Source organism: Amycolatopsis sp. CA-126428 (assembly GCF_002904335.1).
GTDB lineage: Bacteria > Actinomycetota > Actinomycetes > Mycobacteriales > Pseudonocardiaceae > Amycolatopsis.
In genome coordinates this window covers 168,777-184,985 of record NZ_PPHF01000187.1, presented here as the reverse complement: position 1 = coordinate 184,985, position 16,209 = coordinate 168,777, and the positions used below count along the sequence as shown (strand labels likewise).

Below are 16,209 nucleotides of genomic sequence, written 5' to 3'. Positions count from 1 at the left end.
TTACTCCGGGGCCTTGGCCGATCCGTTGCTGTGGGATGGTACCCGGTTACGGAATGCGTGAACACTCTGCCAGGTACCGATGAGATTACTCAAGGCCGGGACTAGGCTGGAAAGGAGGTGACCAATTGCATCCAGGACCGGACGGGGACCCCGCCGCGCCGGGCGAACCGGGCGGCGACCAGGCGGCACGGGCGGCCGCGTCCCGAGACCACGGCGCCGCGGAACCGGACGTGACCACAGGTACGCCCGCGACCACGACCAGTGGCGCACCGGCGACCGCCCGGGTCCGCCACGCGTACTGGCCGGGCAACTGGGCGCTCTGGCGCCGCCGTCCGGTGCAGGTCGCCTTCATGCTGGCGGCCGAGGCCGTCGCGGTGGCCGTTCTCGCCGTGTCGTTCGCACGTTCGCCGATTCCGTCCGGAAACGACTGGATCAATTTCGCGATTCTGGCCGCGGGTGCCACCGTCCACATTCAACTGACCCAGCGCCAGGAAGAACGGCGACGCGACCGGACCAAAACGGTGCTGATCGACCTCACCGCCGTGTGGACGTTTTCCGCCGCGATGATACTGCCGGTACCGCTCATCCTTTTCGTCATTGCCGTCATCCGGTTGCAGCACTGGTTCATCGCGCGGCGGCCGGCCCACAACTTCATATTTTCGTCCATCACGCACGGCCTCGCCGGCGCACTCGCCCACCTCACCTACACGGCGCTCGGGCCGCACCTGCTCGGGCGGCCGGGGTGGGGTGACTTCCTCCGCGAGTCCGGCACCATCGTCGTCACCGGAGCCATCTACGAAGCGATCCAGATCGCGTACGTGGGCGGGGTCCTGCTGCTCGGATCCCCCGCCGGGCGCACGGTTCGTAACGTGCTGGGCAGCCCGGCCGACAACATGCTCGAAGCGATCACCATCGGCCTCGGCGCGGTGACCGCGATCCTGCTCGCCGCCGTCCCGCCGATGGTGGCAGTGATGGCCGTGGTCACCGTGGTCTTCAATCGCCTCGCGGAACTCGATCAGCTCCAGAACGACGTCCGGACGGACCCGAAAACGGGCATTCTCAACATGCGTGGCTGGTCAGAGGCGGCGGAACGGGCTCTTGAACGGACCGCTCGATCGGGTGATCAACTGGCGTTGCTGATGGTCGATCTGGACCACTTCAAGTGGATTAACGACACCTATGGACATCCGGCGGGCGACGACGTGCTGCGCACCGTTGCGCAAACGCTCGACGACGTGACCAGGCCGAGCGACTTGGTCGGCCGTTTCGGCGGCGAGGAATTCCTCGTTCTGCTGCCGGACATCGGCGAAGAGGCGACGTGGGACGCCGCCGAGCGCATCCGCATCGCGATCGCCAAGCTGCACATGGTGACGACGGACAAGCGCGGCGACCCGGCGACCATCGCCGACCGCACGACGTCGATCGGCGTGGCCCGCCACCCCCGCCACGGGGACACCCTCGAGCGTCTCCTCCAGTCCGCCGACGCGGCGGTCTACCTGGCGAAGGAGAACGGCCGCGACCAGGTCTGCTTCGCCCCGGACACGGTCACGCCCCCAGCCGGACGGTGAGCTCGAGCTTGACGAGCACCTCGGCGCAGGTCCCGGCCGAGGCCGGGGCCAGCCGCACCAGCTCACCGCGGTAGCCGGCGGACTCGAGCCGCAGGGCGCCCGCGCCGGGCGCGGGACGGGGGTGGCACCAGTGCCGGACCGTCCCGGTGCCGGCGTGGTCCCTGGCCAGCAGGAGGTACTCGTGGCCGAGGTCGTCGGCGACCCGGTCCAGGCCGTTCCACCACAGGGCGCGGAGGGTGAGGCCGTCGCCGTCGCGCAGCAGCTCGACGGGGGGATCGGCGTGGACGTCGACCCGGAAACCGCGGTCGGTGACGCGGACCGAGCGGACGTCGAGGAAGACGCTGCCGCCGGCCGCGGCGGCAGGAGGCGGGGAGCCACGGTCACCCGGATCGGGCGTGCCTCCCGGCGGGCCGGCCGCATCACCCGCACCGTCTCGCGGCTCGCCCACCGGCCGGGAGCCCCGCAGCGAACCATCGCCCACCGGCCGCGGCCCGGTCGCATCCCCCGCACCACCGCCGGGCGGCACGCCCACCGGCCCGGAGCCCGGCGCCGAACCACCGCCCACCGGCCCACCCGCAGCACCGTCCGGCGGCAGGAGCACCTCACGCCCGCCCGCGCCGGTCTCGGCGCGCGGCAACAGCGCCGCCACCGCCAGCTCCGCCGCCAGCCGGCCGTCCTCTTCCCCGGGACGCTCCCGGACCCCGCGCAGCTCTCCCGCCAGGATCCGGTGGCCGAGCACGTCCGCCCAGGCCAGTGCCGCCGTCCGCAAGCCCGGCTCGGTGCGCAGCCGGTCGAGCAGCGGCCGTGCCTGCCGGACCTTGCCGAAAAAGGCCGCCCGCACCAGGCGAGCCGCCTCCCGGCCACCTTCGTCGGCCGCGAAGAAGCCGGTCATCGCCCGGTCCAGCGCCCGCAGCTGCGCGGCCAGCACCGCCCGGGCGACCGGCCCGGGGTGGGCGCGGGCCAGCTCCGGCGGCGCGCAGTCGCGCAGCGCACCGGCCAGCACCCGCAGCTCCGGCGTGCGCGGTTCGCGCAGCCGGGCGCCGGGGGCGAGCCGGCGCAGTGCGCGCACGGTGTTCTCCGCGGGCACGGCGAGCTCGGTCGAGCGCACTGCTGCCTCCTGGTCGCCGCGCCCCCTCTCCCCAGTCTCACCAGGACGTCCGCGCCGCGGTAGGGAAGAACGGGCAGCCGTCCGGGCAGCCTGCGGCAAACCCCCGGGGCAACCCGGCGGTTATCCCCATGTCGGCCGCCGAGCGGGGCTGGCACCCTTGAACCCATGCCGGCACCGACCGATTCGCCACGCACCCGCCGACCCTGGTCGACGTCCGGGTGGCTGCTGCTGGTCCTGCTGGTCGTCTTCGCGTTCGGGCTGATCGCCTCGCGCCCGCCGGCCCCGCCGGACCAGGGCCCGCCGACCGGTGACGTGCTGGCCGCGCAGAACGCCGTCGAGGCGCTGGTCCACCCCGGTCCGCACCCCGACGCGCTCGCCCGGCTGCCGAAGGACTTCACCGCGCTCAGCGGCGTCACCCCGGGCGCGCTGCCGGCCCGCGACGGCACGGTCCGCGCCGTGCACGTCGACGGCGGCTGCTCGACGCCGTGGGGTGACGACAACACGAAGTGGGATTACGCCGTGCCGTGCAAGGCCCACGACCTCGGCTACGACCTGCTCCGGTACGCCGACCGCAAGGGCCACCCGCTCGGCCCCGAGGTCCGCGAGGCCCTGGACGACCGCCTGGCCTACGACATGCACCACGCCTGCGACCTCAACCCGATGAACTCGGCGCTCACCTGCCGGGTCGTCGCCTCCTTCTACTCGGCCGGGCTGGTCGTCAACTCGTGGCACCAGCGCTGGGGCCCGCCGGTCGGCGACCCGATCGGCCCGATGGTCGCCGGGGTGCTGGTGATCGCCTGCCTGCTGGTCTTCCGGCTGCGCGGCTGGCTGCGGGCGCGCCGCGTGCCGCGGGCGCCCGTGCCCGCGGCCGCACCCGCGGAGATCAGCCGGTGGGCCCTGCTCGGCGCCGGCGGGGTCGTCGTCCTGCTGCTCGGCGAGTCCGTGACCGCGCTCGCGCACTGGGCCGGGGGGGCCGAGACGGCGCTGTGGCCGCTCACCTGGCTCGCCCAGCTCGCCCCGCTGATCTACTTCGCCGGCGGCCACGCCAACGCGGCCGGCTGGCGCGCCGAGCAGCAAGCCGGCGGCGGCTACCGCCACTACCTGGCCGAACGCGCGAGCCCGCTGCTGCGCCCGGCGTTGATCTTCGCGGTCGTCGCGCTGCTGACGCCGCTCGCGCTCGAACTGCTCGGCAGCCCGGCGGGGACGACGGCGACGGTGATGCGGATCGCGCTGCACCCGCTCTGGCTGCTCGGCGTCTACCTGCTGACGATCGTGTGCGCACCCCCGCTGCTGGCCCTGCACCGCCGGGCGCCGGTGCCCGCGGCCGCGGGGCTGCTCGCCCTGATCGCCGGCGGCGAGCTGGCCGCGAGCTGGTCCGGTTCGCCGCTGCCGCGGTACGTGGCGACGTTCGCCATCGCCCTGCTCGCCCAGCAGCTCGCGTTCGCGCACGCCGACGGCGTTCGCCCGGCGCGCCGGCTGCTCGTCGCGGCCGCCGCGGCCGGGGTCGCGGGTCTCGCCGGGATGAGCGTCCTGCGGGACGGGCCACCCGTCCTGCTCGGCAGCCCGGGCGCGCCCGCCGCGTTCTCCGCCCCGCCGTGGGGCGTGCTGCTGCTCGGCCTCGTCCAGCTGGGCGTGCTCGGGCTGCTGGCCCGCCCGCTCGCCAGGCTCGGCGACCGGCCGGGCGTCGCCCGCGCGTGCCGGTTCGTCCTGCGCGCGCCGATGAGCCTCTACCTGGCGTTCCTCGCCGCGATGCTGCTGCTGGTCGCCGTCGTGTACCTGCCCGGCCGGATCGCCGACGGGGTCAGCTGGCTGATCCGCCCGCGCACGCTGGTCGCGGTCGGGCTGCTCGCGGTGCCCGCCACGCTGGTCTTCTGGTGGTTCGAACGGCACACCCACGGCGTCCGGGAGCCGCGCGCGGCCGACCACCCCGGCCGCCGGACGGCGGTGCTCACCCGGGCCGCGGCCGGGCTCGGGACCGGCTACGCGACGCTGGGCGTGTTCGGCTTCGCGCTGACCCGCTTCGGCGGGGTCGCCGCCGACGCCGACCTGCTCGGCCTGCGGCTCGACCCGATCCAGAGCCTGGTGCACCTGCTGCTCGGGGTCTTCCTGCTGCACACGATCCGGATCGGGGCCGGCGCGGCGACCGGCACGTGGCTGGCCACCGCGCTCGCCTGCGCGCCGTCGCTGCTGTTCGCCGCCGACGGCAGCACGCCCGGCTTCCTCGGCGTCACCCTCCACGCGGTGACGGCCGCATTCGCCCTGCTGGCCGCCGCGGGGACGCTCATCCCGGTTCGACCGCCGGCGAACGTGGCGTCCTGACCAGGCGAAACCATCGAACGTGCGGGAAACTGGGTGGCGCGGAGCACATTCGCAGGGGGATGTGTAACGCTACGGCAACCCGGGGGAGGCACCATGCGTCCATCCCTCAGCACCACCCGATCGATGGAGTGAGGAGTCGCCCGCGTGGACCACCCGCCTCGGAACGGGCAAGGCGGCCGTCGCCCCGCCCGGCCCTGGCAGGACGAGCCAGGCCGCGACGACGCACGGCGCGCCAACCCGGCGCGCCGCCCGGCACCGCGTCGCGAGCCGGCGGATGCCCGCCGTGCGGCGCCGCCGGCGTCCCGCCGTCCGCAGCCGCGCCCGGCCGCGCGCGCCGGCCGCAACTCCTTCCGCGGCGCGAAGATCGCGCTGACCGTCGTCTCGCTGCTGGTGATGGGCCTGACCGGGTACGCCTGGGCGGCCATGCAGGGCCTGGTCAACGGGCTCAACTACACGAACGTGATCAGCGACGGCGGCGGTGGCGAGAAGCCCGCCGACGGCGCCCGCGACATCCTGCTGGTCGGCCTCGACAGCCGCACCGACGCCCAGGGCAACCCGCTGCCGCGCGAGGTGCTCGACGAGCTGCGCGCCGGCGACGCCGACGGCGAGCTCAACACCGACTCGCTGATCTTCGTGCACATCCCCAACGACGGCAGCAAGGCCGTCGCGATCTCGCTGCCGCGAGACACCTACGTCGACATCCCCGGCGGCTACGGCAAGCACAAGATCAACTCGGCGTACGCGCGGGCGATGCTGACGGCCCGCAAGGACCTGCAGAAGAAGGGCGTCACCGACCCGAAGGAGCTCGACGTCCAGGCCAACCAGGCCGGGGCTCGCGAGCTGATCGAGACCGTCCAGAACCTCACCGGGTCGACCATCGACAACTACGCCGCGGTGAACCTCCTCGGCTTCAGCGAGATCACCAAGGCCGTCGGCGGCGTCGACGTCTGCCTGAACAACAACGTCAAGGACGAGTACTCCGGCGCGAACTTCACCAAGGGCCAGCACACGATCTCCGGCGTCGAAGCCCTCGAGTTCGTCCGGCAGCGCCACGGCCTGCCGAACGGCGACCTCGACCGCGTCGTGCGCCAGCAGGTGTTCATGGCCGGCATGGCCCGCAAGGTGCTCTCGGCCGGCACGCTGACCAACCCCGGCAAGCTCAACGACCTGATCGACGCGATCAAGAAGTCGGTCGTGCTCAGCCAGCACTGGGACATCTTCGGGTTCGCCCAGCAGATGAAGGGCCTGACCGGCGGCCAGCTCGAGTTCCGCACCATCCCGGTGAAGAACATCGACTACAAGACCCCCGAAGACGGCTCGGCCATCCAGGTCGACCCCACCGCGGTGAAGCAGTTCGTGCAGGGGCTCGCCGGGCCGCAGCCGGGCGAGTCAGCTCCGCCCGCCCAGCAGGCCGACCCCGCCAACAAGGCGACCACGGTCGACGTCCGGAACGCTTCCGGGCGCACCGGCCTCGCGGCGGGCGTCGCCAAGACCCTCGAAGGCAAGGGCTTCACCTCCGGCGAAACGTCCAACGCGACCTCGCGCAAGACCACGGTGATCTGGGTGCCGAAGGGCGGCAAGGACAAGGGCCAGGCCGTCGCGTCCGCCCTGGGCGGCTCGCCGACGATCCAGGAGGACAAGAGCGTGGCCGCGGGCCACGTGACGGTGTTCCTCGGCGCCGACTACCAGGGCACGACCTCCGACGCGGGCTCGGGCGCCGGTGCGCCGGGAGCGACGTCGCAGGCCGCCGCACCCCCGCCGGCCGGGGCCGACGAGGAAAAGCCGATCACCGCCGAGGGCGTTCCCTGCGTGAACTGAGCCGGTGAGCGAGCCGTCGTTAACCCATTCGGCCTAACTCGCGCAATCGGTATCAAAGACATGCCCGAAATCGCGTAAGGGCCGGGCGCCAGCGCACTTACATACACGTGAGGGTGCACCTGCACGGGAATTATCACGCCCGTGCGGGTGCCGCGGGAGCGCACGGCAGGGGACATTGATGTGCTGATCGACGCTGAGGAGTACCAGCGGATCCTCGGAGACGAGCTCCGCAAGCTCCGGCGCAGCCGAGGGTGGACGCGCAAGGAGCTGAACCAGCACTTGCAGAGCGAGATCTCGCTGCAGACGCTGGCCACCTACGAGCTGGGCACCAGACAGTGCTCCGTCGTGCGCCTGGTCGAGCTGTGCGTCGCGATGGACGAACTGCCCCAGGACCTGCTGGCCAAGGTGCACCGCCGGGTGTTCCTGGACGAGCCCGGGCGGGTCCGCGTCGACCTGCGCAAGGTCGTCGCCGACGCCCCTCCCGACCTGTCGCCGCTGCGCCGGTGGGCCGAGGACCGCCTGCGGCAGGCCGGCGAGCAGGGCGGCGGCGAGATCGCCCTCGACCTGCCCGCCCTCGAGCGGATGGCCGAGCTGTGCCGGATGCCGACCGTCGACCTGATCGCCCACCTCCGCCGCTACACCTCCCGCTGATCCCCCGGCGGTCGTGAGTGTTTAGGCGGGTTAGAACCCGCCTAAACACTCACGACCCTCAGCCGACCTGGAAGTCCTCGCGCCGCACCTTCCGGGTGTCCAGCCAGTAGCGCCAGGTGAAGCCGGGCCAGATCGTCCGGTTGACGCCCTTCGCGTCCAGGTACCAGCTCTTGCAGCCGCCGCGGGTCCAGATGCCCTTCGCGAGCTTGCGCTGGATCCGCGTGTTGAACCGCTCCTGGACTTCGGGCTTCGGCTCGATCGCCCGGCCGGCGGCCAGCCGCAGCGCCTCGGCGATGTAGGAGATCTGCGCCTCGATCATGAACACGACGGAGTTGTGCCCGAGGCCGGTGTTGGGGCCGAGCAGGAAGAACAGGTTCGGGAACCCCGCGACGGTGATCCCGAGGTGCGTCCGCATCCCCTCGGTCGCCCACTCCTTGCCGAGGTTGCGCCCGTCGCGGCCGACGATCTCCAGGTCGTCGAAGGCGTCGGTGACGTGGAAGCCGGTGCCGTAGATGAGGACGTCGGCTTCGTGCTCGACGCCCGCGGCGTCGACGATGCTGTGCTCGCGGACCTCCCGCACGCCCTCGGTGACGACGTCGACGTTGGCGCGCGCCAGTGCCGGGTAGTAGTCGTTGGAGACGAGCACGCGCTTGCAGCCCATCGTGTAGTCCGGGGTCACCTTGCGCCGCAGCTGCGGGTCCTCGATCGCGCGGTCGATGGTGCGCTTGGCGATCCGCTGCCCGAGCTTCATCACCCACGACTGGCCGTTGAAGCCGATCGCCCGCGCTTCGAGCAGCCAGTAGAGCAGGGTGCGGTAGGCGCGCTGGGCCGGCGGGAACGCTTTGAACAGCGCCCGCGTGCGGCCGGACATCTCGTGGTCGGCCTTCGGCATGATCCACGGCGGCGTCCGCTGGAACAGCGTCAGCTCCGCCACCTCGGGCGCGATCCTCGGCACGAACTGGACCGCGCTGGCGCCGGTGCCGATCACCGCGACCTTCTTTCCCGCGAGGTCGACGTCGTGCCGCCACCGCGCGGAGTGGTAGGCCGGACCCGCGAACTTCTCGATCCCGGGCAGCTCCGGGATCATCGGCAGGTGGAGCGCGCCGACCCCGGCGACCAGCGCGGTACCGGTGAACTCGTCGCCGCCCCTCGTGGCGACGTGCCACCGGTTCTCCTCGGCGTCCCAGCGGGCGCCGGTCATCTCCTGGCCGAACCGGACGAACCGGCGCAGGTCGTGCTTGTCGGCGACCTCGCGCAGGTAGCGCCAGATCTCCGGCTGCGGCGAGTAGGCCCGCGACCAGCCCGGGTTCTGCTCGAAGGAGAACGAGTACATGTGCGACGGGATGTCGCAGGCGCAGCCCGGGTAGCTGTTGTCGCGCCAGGTGCCGCCGACGTCGTGGGCCTTCTCGAGGATGACGAAGTCCTCCCGGCCCTCTTCGAGCAGCTGGATCGCCATGCCGAGACCGGAGAACCCGGTCCCGACGATGACGACCCCGGTCTCCGTGCGGTTGCCCATGACGCCTCCGAGTTCCTGTTACCCGTCGTCCAACTTACTGGGAGTAGGTTACCAGCGGTAGAGTGTGGCCCGTGACCACCGCGAAGCGCAAGCGCATGCCCCGGGCCGACCGGATGCGGCAGATGATCGAGGTCGCCGAGCAGGTCTTTTCGGCACGCGGCTACGCGGCGGCGTCGATGGACGAGATCGCCGAACTGGTGGGCGTCTCGAAGCCGATGCTCTACGAGTACTTCAACTCGAAGGAAGGCCTGCTGCTGGCCTGCATCCGGGAGTCGCGGGCGGTGCTGCGCGAGGTCACCGAGCAGGCGACGGTCGGCGCGGTGGACGCCGAAGACGCGCTGCGGCGCGGCCTGCTGGCCTTCTTCGTCTTCATCCGGGAACGGCGTCAGGCGTGGTCGCTGCTGCGGCACGAGATGGTGCTGATCGGCACGCCGGCCGCCGACGAGGTCGAGGAGACCCGGCGGCAGCAGACCGACCTCATCGCCGCGCTGATGAGCGGCCACTTCGACACCGGGGACGACCTGCGGGCCGAAGCGGCCGCGGAATTCGTGGTCGGAGCGTGCGAACGGCTCGCGATCTGGTGCGAGCGCCACGACGAAGTGAGCCCCGAGACGGCCACCGAATACGCCATGGACGTGCTGTGGACCGGCCTGCGGCAGCGTGCACGTTAGCCTGCGCGTGCACTAGGCCATCTGGTCGTTACTCAGCGTTGTCGTGTCCTGTGACACAGAGTTGCTCTACGGTACCGATGACAAGGTAGAAAGTGTGCTGGACCTTCGCGACCTGAGGAGGGGCGCGGGAACCACGTCACGAAACCGCGGTGACCGCGTCACGGTTGTGTAAGGATGCTGGTGAGGGAGAGGGGCGTGAGGCAGATGGTGGAAGCGATCACGGCGACGTACGTCCAGGACGACGCCGACTGGGCCATCACGGTCAGCGGCCGCGGTAAGGAGCTGACCGCGCGAGCGCCCGGCATCATCGCCGCGCGCGACCGGGCCGACCAGCTGGTCGAGGAGCTCGCCGGCGACGGCAAGACCACGGTGGTGCACCTGCTCAACGGGAGTGCGCTGGACTTCACCAGTGCGTACATGACGGCCCGGCTGACGCTCCCGAAGCTGCCGCCGCTCGAGGTCCCGCCGCCCGGCAGCGTGCCGAAGCAGCAGACTGTGTCCAAGCAGGAGACTGTGCCCGAGCAGGAGACTGTGGCGGCGGCGGACAAGAAGCCGCAGCTGCCGCCGAGCAAGCAGCTGCCGAAGGCGGTCGAGGACCGCAAGAGCCCGGCAGCGCCGGCGCCCGCTGCCGAGAGCAAGGCGCCGGCGAAACAGGCCTGAGCGCTACTTGAGGAGCTTGCGCACCAGCAGGACCACCACGAGGACACCCGCGCCGATCAGCGGGAACTTGACCTTGGGGTTGTCCAGCTTGGCGCGCACGCCGTCCTTGGCCGCGTCGGCGAGCTTCTTCGGGTCGGCCTTGACGGTCAGCTGGTCGAGCGTCGCCGCCAGAGCGGTCCTAGCCTGCTCGATCTCACGCTCGATCGTCTCGGGATCGCGGGCCACTTGTCCTCCTCGCCGCAAGGGACTTCCAAGGCCCCAACTTAGTCGACCGCCCCGCCGCCTCCGCAGGGGCCACGCCGCACGCTAGGCTGCGAAGCGCCGGGGGCCCGTAGCCCAATTGGCAGAGGCACACGGTTTAGGTCCGTGCCAGTGAGAGTTCGAGTCTCTCCGGGCCCACTCGCGCGTGGGCGGGGTCTGCGTGCGCAGGTGCGCGCCGGCCTCGCTCGTCGTGCCCCGCCGGGGGCCGCGGGCGAATCCGTGCGGGATATGCTGCGTTCCACAGCGTGGCACCGGGTCGGCCACACTGCTCAACTCGGCGGGGGAAGACGAGTACTGATGACTGCAGTATCCGAGCGCACGGCAACAGAACCGGCGGAGCGGCGGCAGGCGCCGCCGGAACGAGCTCGACGGCTGTACCTGATCGGCCTCGGCGTGGCCATCGCGCTTCTCACGATCGGCGTGCGGTGGTCCCTCATTCGTTTCCAAACCCCGGACTACCGCGATTTCTACCGGCCCTGGTACGACTTCATCGTCGAGCACGGCGGTTTCCGCGCGCTGAAGGAGGATTTCTCCGACCTCAACGCGCCCTACCGCTACCTCTTGGTGATCCTGACTTACCTTCCGCTACCGCCGATGGGCGGCATCAAGGCGTTGTCGGTGTTGTTCGACATCGTGGCCGCTTACTTCGCCTACCGGATCGTCGCCGTCAAGTACCCGTCTGGCTGGACGCCCGCGCTCGCCGCGTTGCTGGTTTTCATGCTGCCGACCGTGGTGATCAACGGCGCGATGTGGGCGGAAGGCGATTCCATCTACGCCTCGCTCGCCCTCGGCGGTGTCTACTTCCTGCTCCGGAAGCAGCCGTGGTGGGCGTGCACGTTCTTCGGGCTCGCGCTGTCCTTCAAACTGCAGGCGATCTTCATCCTGCCGCTGCTGCTGGCGATGGTGCTGCTCGGCAAGGTGCCCTGGCGCACCCTGCTGGCCATCCCCGCGGTCTACCTGGCCCTCGACGTCCCCGCGATCCTCATCGGCGCCGACCCGATCCGGCTGCTGACCATCTACCCCCGCCAGTCCGGGATCTACCCGGAGATGACGCTCAACGCGCCGTCGGTCTGGCAGTTCTTCCGCGGCGTCCAGGACACCGGCGTCATGCACACCGCCGGCGTCCTGGTCACCGGCCTGCTGATCCTGACCCTCTGCCTGCTGCTCCTGATCGCGCGGGCCGAAATGACGGTTCCGCAGATCCTGCTGATCGGCTCCGTTTCCGCCATCCTCGTGCCCTACGTGCTGCCTTCGATGCACGAGCGGTACTTCTACCTCGCCGATCTGCTCACGGTCGTGCTCGCCTTCTACTACTCCCGGCGCCTCTGGTACGTGCCGATCGTCGTGCAGTTCGTCTCCCTCCTCAGCTGCATTCCGGCGCTGTTCGGGACACCCGGCGGCGAACGGGCCGTCGGCCCCGTCGACTTCCGCATTCTCGCGGCGCTGGAGCTCGCGATGCTCATCACCCTCAGCTACTACGCCATCCGGGAATTCCGCCGCCCCGATGTGGCTGCGGTCCTGGACCGCGACGCGGTCGCCTTGACCCGCCCCGTGATGCGCCCCGTGCTCCGCGAAGAACGCCCCCCGGCCCAGCGGCCTACTCGACCGTGATGTGCGGGGCCAGCGCCCGCAGGAAGTCGGCGGCGTCGAACATCTCCCCCGCCGGCGCGACGCCCTTCCCCTTCGCCCGCCCGGTCAGGATCCGGTCCACCGCCTCCACCGCCAGCGGCGCGCTCACCGCGTAGATGTCCTCGCCGCGCGCCACGATCCGGCGTTCGTCGTTCCCGGCTCGCACCACGACGTCGACCACGAACGTCTCGGCCGCGTCGCGCTCGCCCGCCGCCGCCAGGCCTTCCGCCGCGTCGACCGTCATGTAGCTGACGACGTCGCGCACCTCCAAGTGCCGCGGGATGGTGACGATGTCGGCCATCGAGAACTCGCCGAGGACGGGCCGGGGGCCGAGCGGCTCGGGGAACGGCCACTCCCGCGTCGGCAGGGCGTCGTCGCGGTACTCCAGCCGTCCTCCCGCGAAGCGGATGCGCCTGCCGCCACGGCGTTCCCGGGACACCCGGCCCGCGGCGAGGGTCCCGGCCGTGGGGCGCCAGCCGCTGAGCCCGTAGGCGACGTGCACCTCGTCGGCCGCCGTCCAGTCGCCCATCGCCGCCGTGGCCAGCAAGTCGGCCAGGCCGCCGAAGAACGCCATCGCGGGCACCACGGCGGTGTCGGCGGTCAGCGCGAGGGTGTCGAGGTTCGCCTCGAGTTCGGCGGCGACGTCGACGTACGGGACGCCGGCGCGGATGGCCGCCTCGGCGACCGGCAGGGCCGTCTCGGCGAACGGGCCCGCGCAGTTGATCACCGCGGCCACGCCCTCGAGCGCGCGGTCGAGGGAGGCCGGATCGTCGACCGACGCCGGCCGCCCGCCCGGCAGCTTCGCCGGGTTCCGTCCGGAAAGGACCACGTCGTAACCGCGTTCCCGCAGTTCAGCCACCACGAAGCGGCCGGTGTGCCCGTAAGCGCCGTAAACCAGTACCGAAGTCATGAGGCAATCCTGGCCAGCGCCGGTCGCCGCCACCAGTGTCCGGAACGACGTGCTGCGTACACTTTCGGACATGCACGCTGTCGCCCTCGCCGCCACGGACGGGATGCTGTCGTTCGAGCTGACGATCGCCACCGAGGTGTTCGGTGACGACCCCCGGTACCGGTTCGCGGTCTGCGGCCCCGCCCCGGTGCGGGTGGGCCGGTTCCTGCTGGAGCCGGACCACGGCCTCGACCGGCTGGCGCGCGCGGACACGGTGCTCGTGCCGGGCTGGGCCGACGTCGACGCGGACCCGCCGGCCGGCCTGGTCGACGCGGTGCGCGCCGCCCACGCCCGCGGGGCACGGGTGGCGTCGCTGTGCACGGGCGCGTTCGTGCTGGCCGCGGCCGGTCTGCTGGACGGCTTGCGCGCCACCACGCACTGGGCCCACACGGACGTCCTCGCCGCCCGCTACCCGCGGGTGACGGTGGACCCGGACGTCCTTTACGTCGACAACGGCCAGGTCCTGACCTCGGCGGGCAAGGCGGCGGCCATGGACCTGTGCCTCCACCTGGTCCGCGCCGACCACGGCCCGGCGGCGGCCAACGCGATCGCCCGCCGCCTGGTGGTACCACCGCACCGAGCGGGCGGCCAGGCCCAGTTCGTGACGGCGCCGGTCCCCACCCGCGACGACCACCCGCTGGCCTCGCTGCTCCCGTGGATCACCACCCGCCTCGACCGCCCGCTGACGGTCGAGGACCTGGCCTCCCACGCGAACATGAGCTCCCGCCACCTGGGCCGCCACTTCCGTTCGGCCACCGGCACGACGCCGTTGCGGTGGTTGCTGAACCAGCGCATCCGCCGCGCGCAGGAGCTGCTGGAGAACACGGACGCGAGCATCGACGCGGTCGCGGAGGCGGTCGGCATGGGCACGGCGACGACGTTGCGGCGGCACTTCAACCGCACGGTCGGCGTGCCACCGGACACCTACCGCCGCACGTTCCGCAGTTAGCGTCCTTCAGTAGCGGACGTCGCTCTGCAGCAACGACGGGTACACAGTGGACGGTTCACCGTCGACCGTCGTGCCCGCGAACTGGAGCATCGCCCGCTGGGCGCCGTGCATCGGGGCCGGGTAGTCCAGCGTCGGCGCCGACACCTCGTCCAGCCGGGCCAGCTGCGCCGGCGTCAGCGTCACCTCCAGCCCGGCGAGGTTGCCGGTCAGGTGCTCCAGCCGCCGCGCGCCGATGATCGGGACCACCGTTCCGCGCCGCGCGCGCAACCACGCCAGCGACACCGCCGCGGACGTCGAACCGATCTCCCCGGCGATCGCGGCGACGGCATCGACGACCGCGAACTCCGCTTCGGACGGACCGCCGACGAAAGCCGCGCGGGCGGACTCCGGCGCCGGAGCGCCACGCCGGTACTTGCCCGACAGGAAACCGTTCTTCAGCGGGCTCCACGGCACCAGCGCCAGGCCCTGGTCGAGCGCGAACGGCGCCAGCTCGCCCTCGACCGTCCGCGCCAGCAGCGAATACTCGACCTGCAGCGCGATCAACGGCGTCCAGCCGCGCAGCAAGGCGGTCGCCTGCGCCTGCGCGGTGACCCACGCCGGGGTGTTGGAGAAGCCGACGTACCGGATCTTGCCCGCGCGCACCAGGTCGTCGAGGGCCCGCATGGTCTCCTCGATCGGCGTGCGGCGGTCCCAGTTGTGCAGCCAGTACAGGTCGAGGTGGTCCGTCCGCAGCCGCCGGAGCGTCTCGTCGAGCTGGGCGATGATCGACGCCCGGCCGGCGCCGCCGCCGTTGGGGTCGCCGGGGAAGAGGTTGCCGAAGAACTTCGACGCGAGCACCACTCGCGCGCGGAGGCCGGGGCGGGCGGCGAAGAAGTCGCCGAGGATCTTTTCCGAATGCCCGTTGGTGTAGAAGTTCGCCGTGTCGACGAAGTTGCCGCCGAGGTCGAGGTAGGTCGCGAGGATCTTTTCGGACTCCTCGACCCCGCAGCCGGCGCCACCGGGGTCTTCGCCGAAGGTCATCGCGCCGAGGGCGAAGGGGCTGACGCGGAGGCCGGACCGGCCGAGGGTGACGTAGTGATCGAGTGACACGAAACTCTCCTTGCTCAGTGGATCGACTGAGACCAGGAAACCGCGAACACCCTGGTCACCGGTAGACCGATCGCCCCGACCTCTTGCACGATCCTCTCGGACCCGGTTATCTGGACGAGTGCTCGAACAACTCCGCGACCTCGTCACCCGGCACGCGCACGCCGACCTGCGCACGCCGGTGCCGGGCCTGCTGCTGTCCAAAGTGGAAACGAGCGAACCGCACCACTCGCTCGCCGAGCCGCTGCTGGTCGTCATGGCCCAGGGCGGCAAGCGGCTGCTGCTCGGCGACCACGTGCACGAGTACCGCGCCGGGCAATACCTGCTGGTCGGCACCGACCTGCCGGTGACCGGCCACTTCGTCGGCGCGACCCCGCGGACGCCGGCGCTGGGCCTCGGCCTGGCCCTGCGGCCCGCGGCGATCGCCCCGCTGCTGCTCGAAGCGCCGCCTCGCACCCCACCCGCGTCCCCCATCGCCATCGACGACGCCGGTCCGGAGCTGCTGGACGCGGCGCTGCGGCTGCTGCGGCTGCTCGACCACCCGTCCGACGCGCCCGTGCTCGCGCCGCTGATCGAGCGGGAAATCCTCTGGCGGCTGCTGACCGGCCCGCACGGCGGCCTGGTCCGCCGGATCGGCCTGGCCGACAGCGGCGCCGCCCACGTCGGCCGCGCCATCCGCTGGATCCGGGCCAACTACGCCGAGCCGATGCGGATCGAGGAGCTCGCGCGGCTGAGCGGGCTGAGCGCGTCGGCGTTCCACCGCCAGTTCCGCGCGGTGACGGCGATGAGCCCGCTGCAGTTCCAGAAGCGCATCCGCCTGCAGGAAGCCCGGTCGCTGCTGCTGGCCGACGCGGGTGACGTCGCCGGTGTCGGGCACCTCGTCGGGTACGACAGCCCTTCGCAGTTCAACCGCGAGTACCGGCGCCTGTTCGGCGCCCCACCCGGGCAGGACGCGGCGCGGCTGCGCGAGGCGCCCTCCGTCGGCCCCCGGCTGCCCTGAGGTCCGATCCGTTCAAGACCGCCG

14 protein-coding genes and 1 tRNA gene are annotated in these 16,209 nt (G+C 71.8%); 10 read left to right on the top strand and 5 right to left on the bottom strand.

The genetic code is table 11. The annotated features are described in order from the left end of the window. Positions 1–125 precede the first annotated feature (125 nt). A complete protein-coding gene (locus C2L58_RS48300; RefSeq protein ID WP_103344341.1) occupies positions 126–1,568 on the top strand; it encodes a GGDEF domain-containing protein in 1,443 nt (480 codons plus the stop codon). On the opposite strand, the gene C2L58_RS48295 is transcribed toward C2L58_RS48300, so the two are convergent. Beyond that, on the bottom strand, positions 1,546–2,676 hold the full coding sequence (locus C2L58_RS48295; protein ID WP_103344340.1) for a hypothetical protein: 1,131 nt from the start codon (positions 2,674–2,676) through the stop codon (positions 1,546–1,548). The genes C2L58_RS48300 and C2L58_RS48295 overlap by 23 nt on opposite strands. Positions 2,677–2,841: 165 nt before the next feature. Here C2L58_RS48295 and C2L58_RS48290 point away from each other — a divergent pair, with 165 nt between their 5' ends. The 3 genes from C2L58_RS48290 (at position 2,842) to C2L58_RS48280 (ending at position 7,464) form a co-directional block, all read left to right on the top strand. Then, positions 2,842–4,995 carry a phospholipase gene (locus C2L58_RS48290; protein ID WP_103344339.1) on the top strand — a complete coding sequence of 718 codons (2,154 nt, stop codon included), beginning with the start codon at positions 2,842–2,844 and terminating at the stop codon, positions 4,993–4,995. A 144-nt stretch (positions 4,996–5,139) separates the two neighbouring features. Next, positions 5,140–6,813, top strand: a complete 1,674-nt coding sequence (locus C2L58_RS48285) for an LCP family protein (RefSeq protein ID WP_103344338.1) — start codon at positions 5,140–5,142, stop codon at positions 6,811–6,813. Between the two features lie 180 nt (positions 6,814–6,993). After that, the gene (locus C2L58_RS48280) at positions 6,994–7,464 is read left to right on the top strand and encodes a helix-turn-helix domain-containing protein (protein ID WP_103344337.1); all 471 of its coding nucleotides are present in this window, start codon (positions 6,994–6,996) and stop codon (positions 7,462–7,464) included. A gap of 58 nt (positions 7,465–7,522) precedes the next feature. On the opposite strand, the gene C2L58_RS48275 is transcribed toward C2L58_RS48280, so the two are convergent. Beyond that, entirely contained in the window at positions 7,523–8,980 is a 1,458-nt protein-coding gene (locus C2L58_RS48275) for a flavin-containing monooxygenase (protein WP_103344336.1), read from the bottom strand. A gap of 113 nt (positions 8,981–9,093) precedes the next feature. Between C2L58_RS48275 and C2L58_RS48270 the strand changes: the two genes are divergently transcribed. Next, the gene (locus tag C2L58_RS48270) at positions 9,094–9,651 is read left to right on the top strand and encodes a TetR/AcrR family transcriptional regulator (RefSeq protein WP_199191784.1); all 558 of its coding nucleotides are present in this window, start codon (positions 9,094–9,096) and stop codon (positions 9,649–9,651) included. A gap of 204 nt (positions 9,652–9,855) precedes the next feature. Then, a complete protein-coding gene (locus C2L58_RS48265; RefSeq protein WP_199191783.1) occupies positions 9,856–10,311 on the top strand; it encodes a hypothetical protein in 456 nt (151 codons plus the stop codon). A gap of 3 nt (positions 10,312–10,314) precedes the next feature. Here C2L58_RS48265 and C2L58_RS48260 read toward each other — a convergent pair whose 3' ends face one another. Continuing rightward, positions 10,315–10,536 (bottom strand): DUF3618 domain-containing protein, encoded by a 222-nt coding sequence (locus tag C2L58_RS48260; RefSeq protein WP_103344333.1) that lies wholly within the window; start codon positions 10,534–10,536, stop codon positions 10,315–10,317. Positions 10,537–10,636: 100 nt separating this feature from the next. Between C2L58_RS48260 and C2L58_RS48255 the strand changes: the two genes are divergently transcribed. Together C2L58_RS48255 and C2L58_RS48250 are read left to right on the top strand one after the other, a co-directional pair. After that, positions 10,637–10,710: transfer RNA gene (locus C2L58_RS48255), tRNA-Leu, on the top strand. Positions 10,711–10,869: 159 nt separating this feature from the next. Next, positions 10,870–12,183, top strand: coding sequence for a hypothetical protein (locus C2L58_RS48250; RefSeq protein WP_146073858.1), 1,314 nt, complete (start codon positions 10,870–10,872; stop codon positions 12,181–12,183). Here C2L58_RS48250 and C2L58_RS48245 read toward each other — a convergent pair. Then, on the bottom strand, positions 12,170–13,111 hold the full coding sequence (locus C2L58_RS48245) for a saccharopine dehydrogenase NADP-binding domain-containing protein (protein ID WP_103344331.1): 942 nt from the start codon (positions 13,109–13,111) through the stop codon (positions 12,170–12,172). The genes C2L58_RS48250 and C2L58_RS48245 overlap by 14 nt on opposite strands. A gap of 70 nt (positions 13,112–13,181) precedes the next feature. Between C2L58_RS48245 and C2L58_RS48240 the strand changes: the two genes are divergently transcribed. Next, positions 13,182–14,099, top strand: coding sequence for a helix-turn-helix domain-containing protein (locus C2L58_RS48240; protein ID WP_199191780.1), 918 nt, complete (start codon positions 13,182–13,184; stop codon positions 14,097–14,099). A 6-nt stretch (positions 14,100–14,105) separates the two neighbouring features. Here C2L58_RS48240 and C2L58_RS48235 read toward each other — a convergent pair whose 3' ends face one another. Next, complete coding sequence (locus C2L58_RS48235) at positions 14,106–15,188, bottom strand: aldo/keto reductase (protein ID WP_103344329.1); 1,083 nt, start codon at positions 15,186–15,188, stop codon at positions 14,106–14,108. A gap of 118 nt (positions 15,189–15,306) precedes the next feature. Between C2L58_RS48235 and C2L58_RS48230 the strand changes: the two genes are divergently transcribed. Further along, positions 15,307–16,185, top strand: coding sequence for an AraC family transcriptional regulator (locus C2L58_RS48230; protein ID WP_103344328.1), 879 nt, complete (start codon positions 15,307–15,309; stop codon positions 16,183–16,185). The last annotated feature ends 24 nt before the right edge of the window (positions 16,186–16,209 follow it).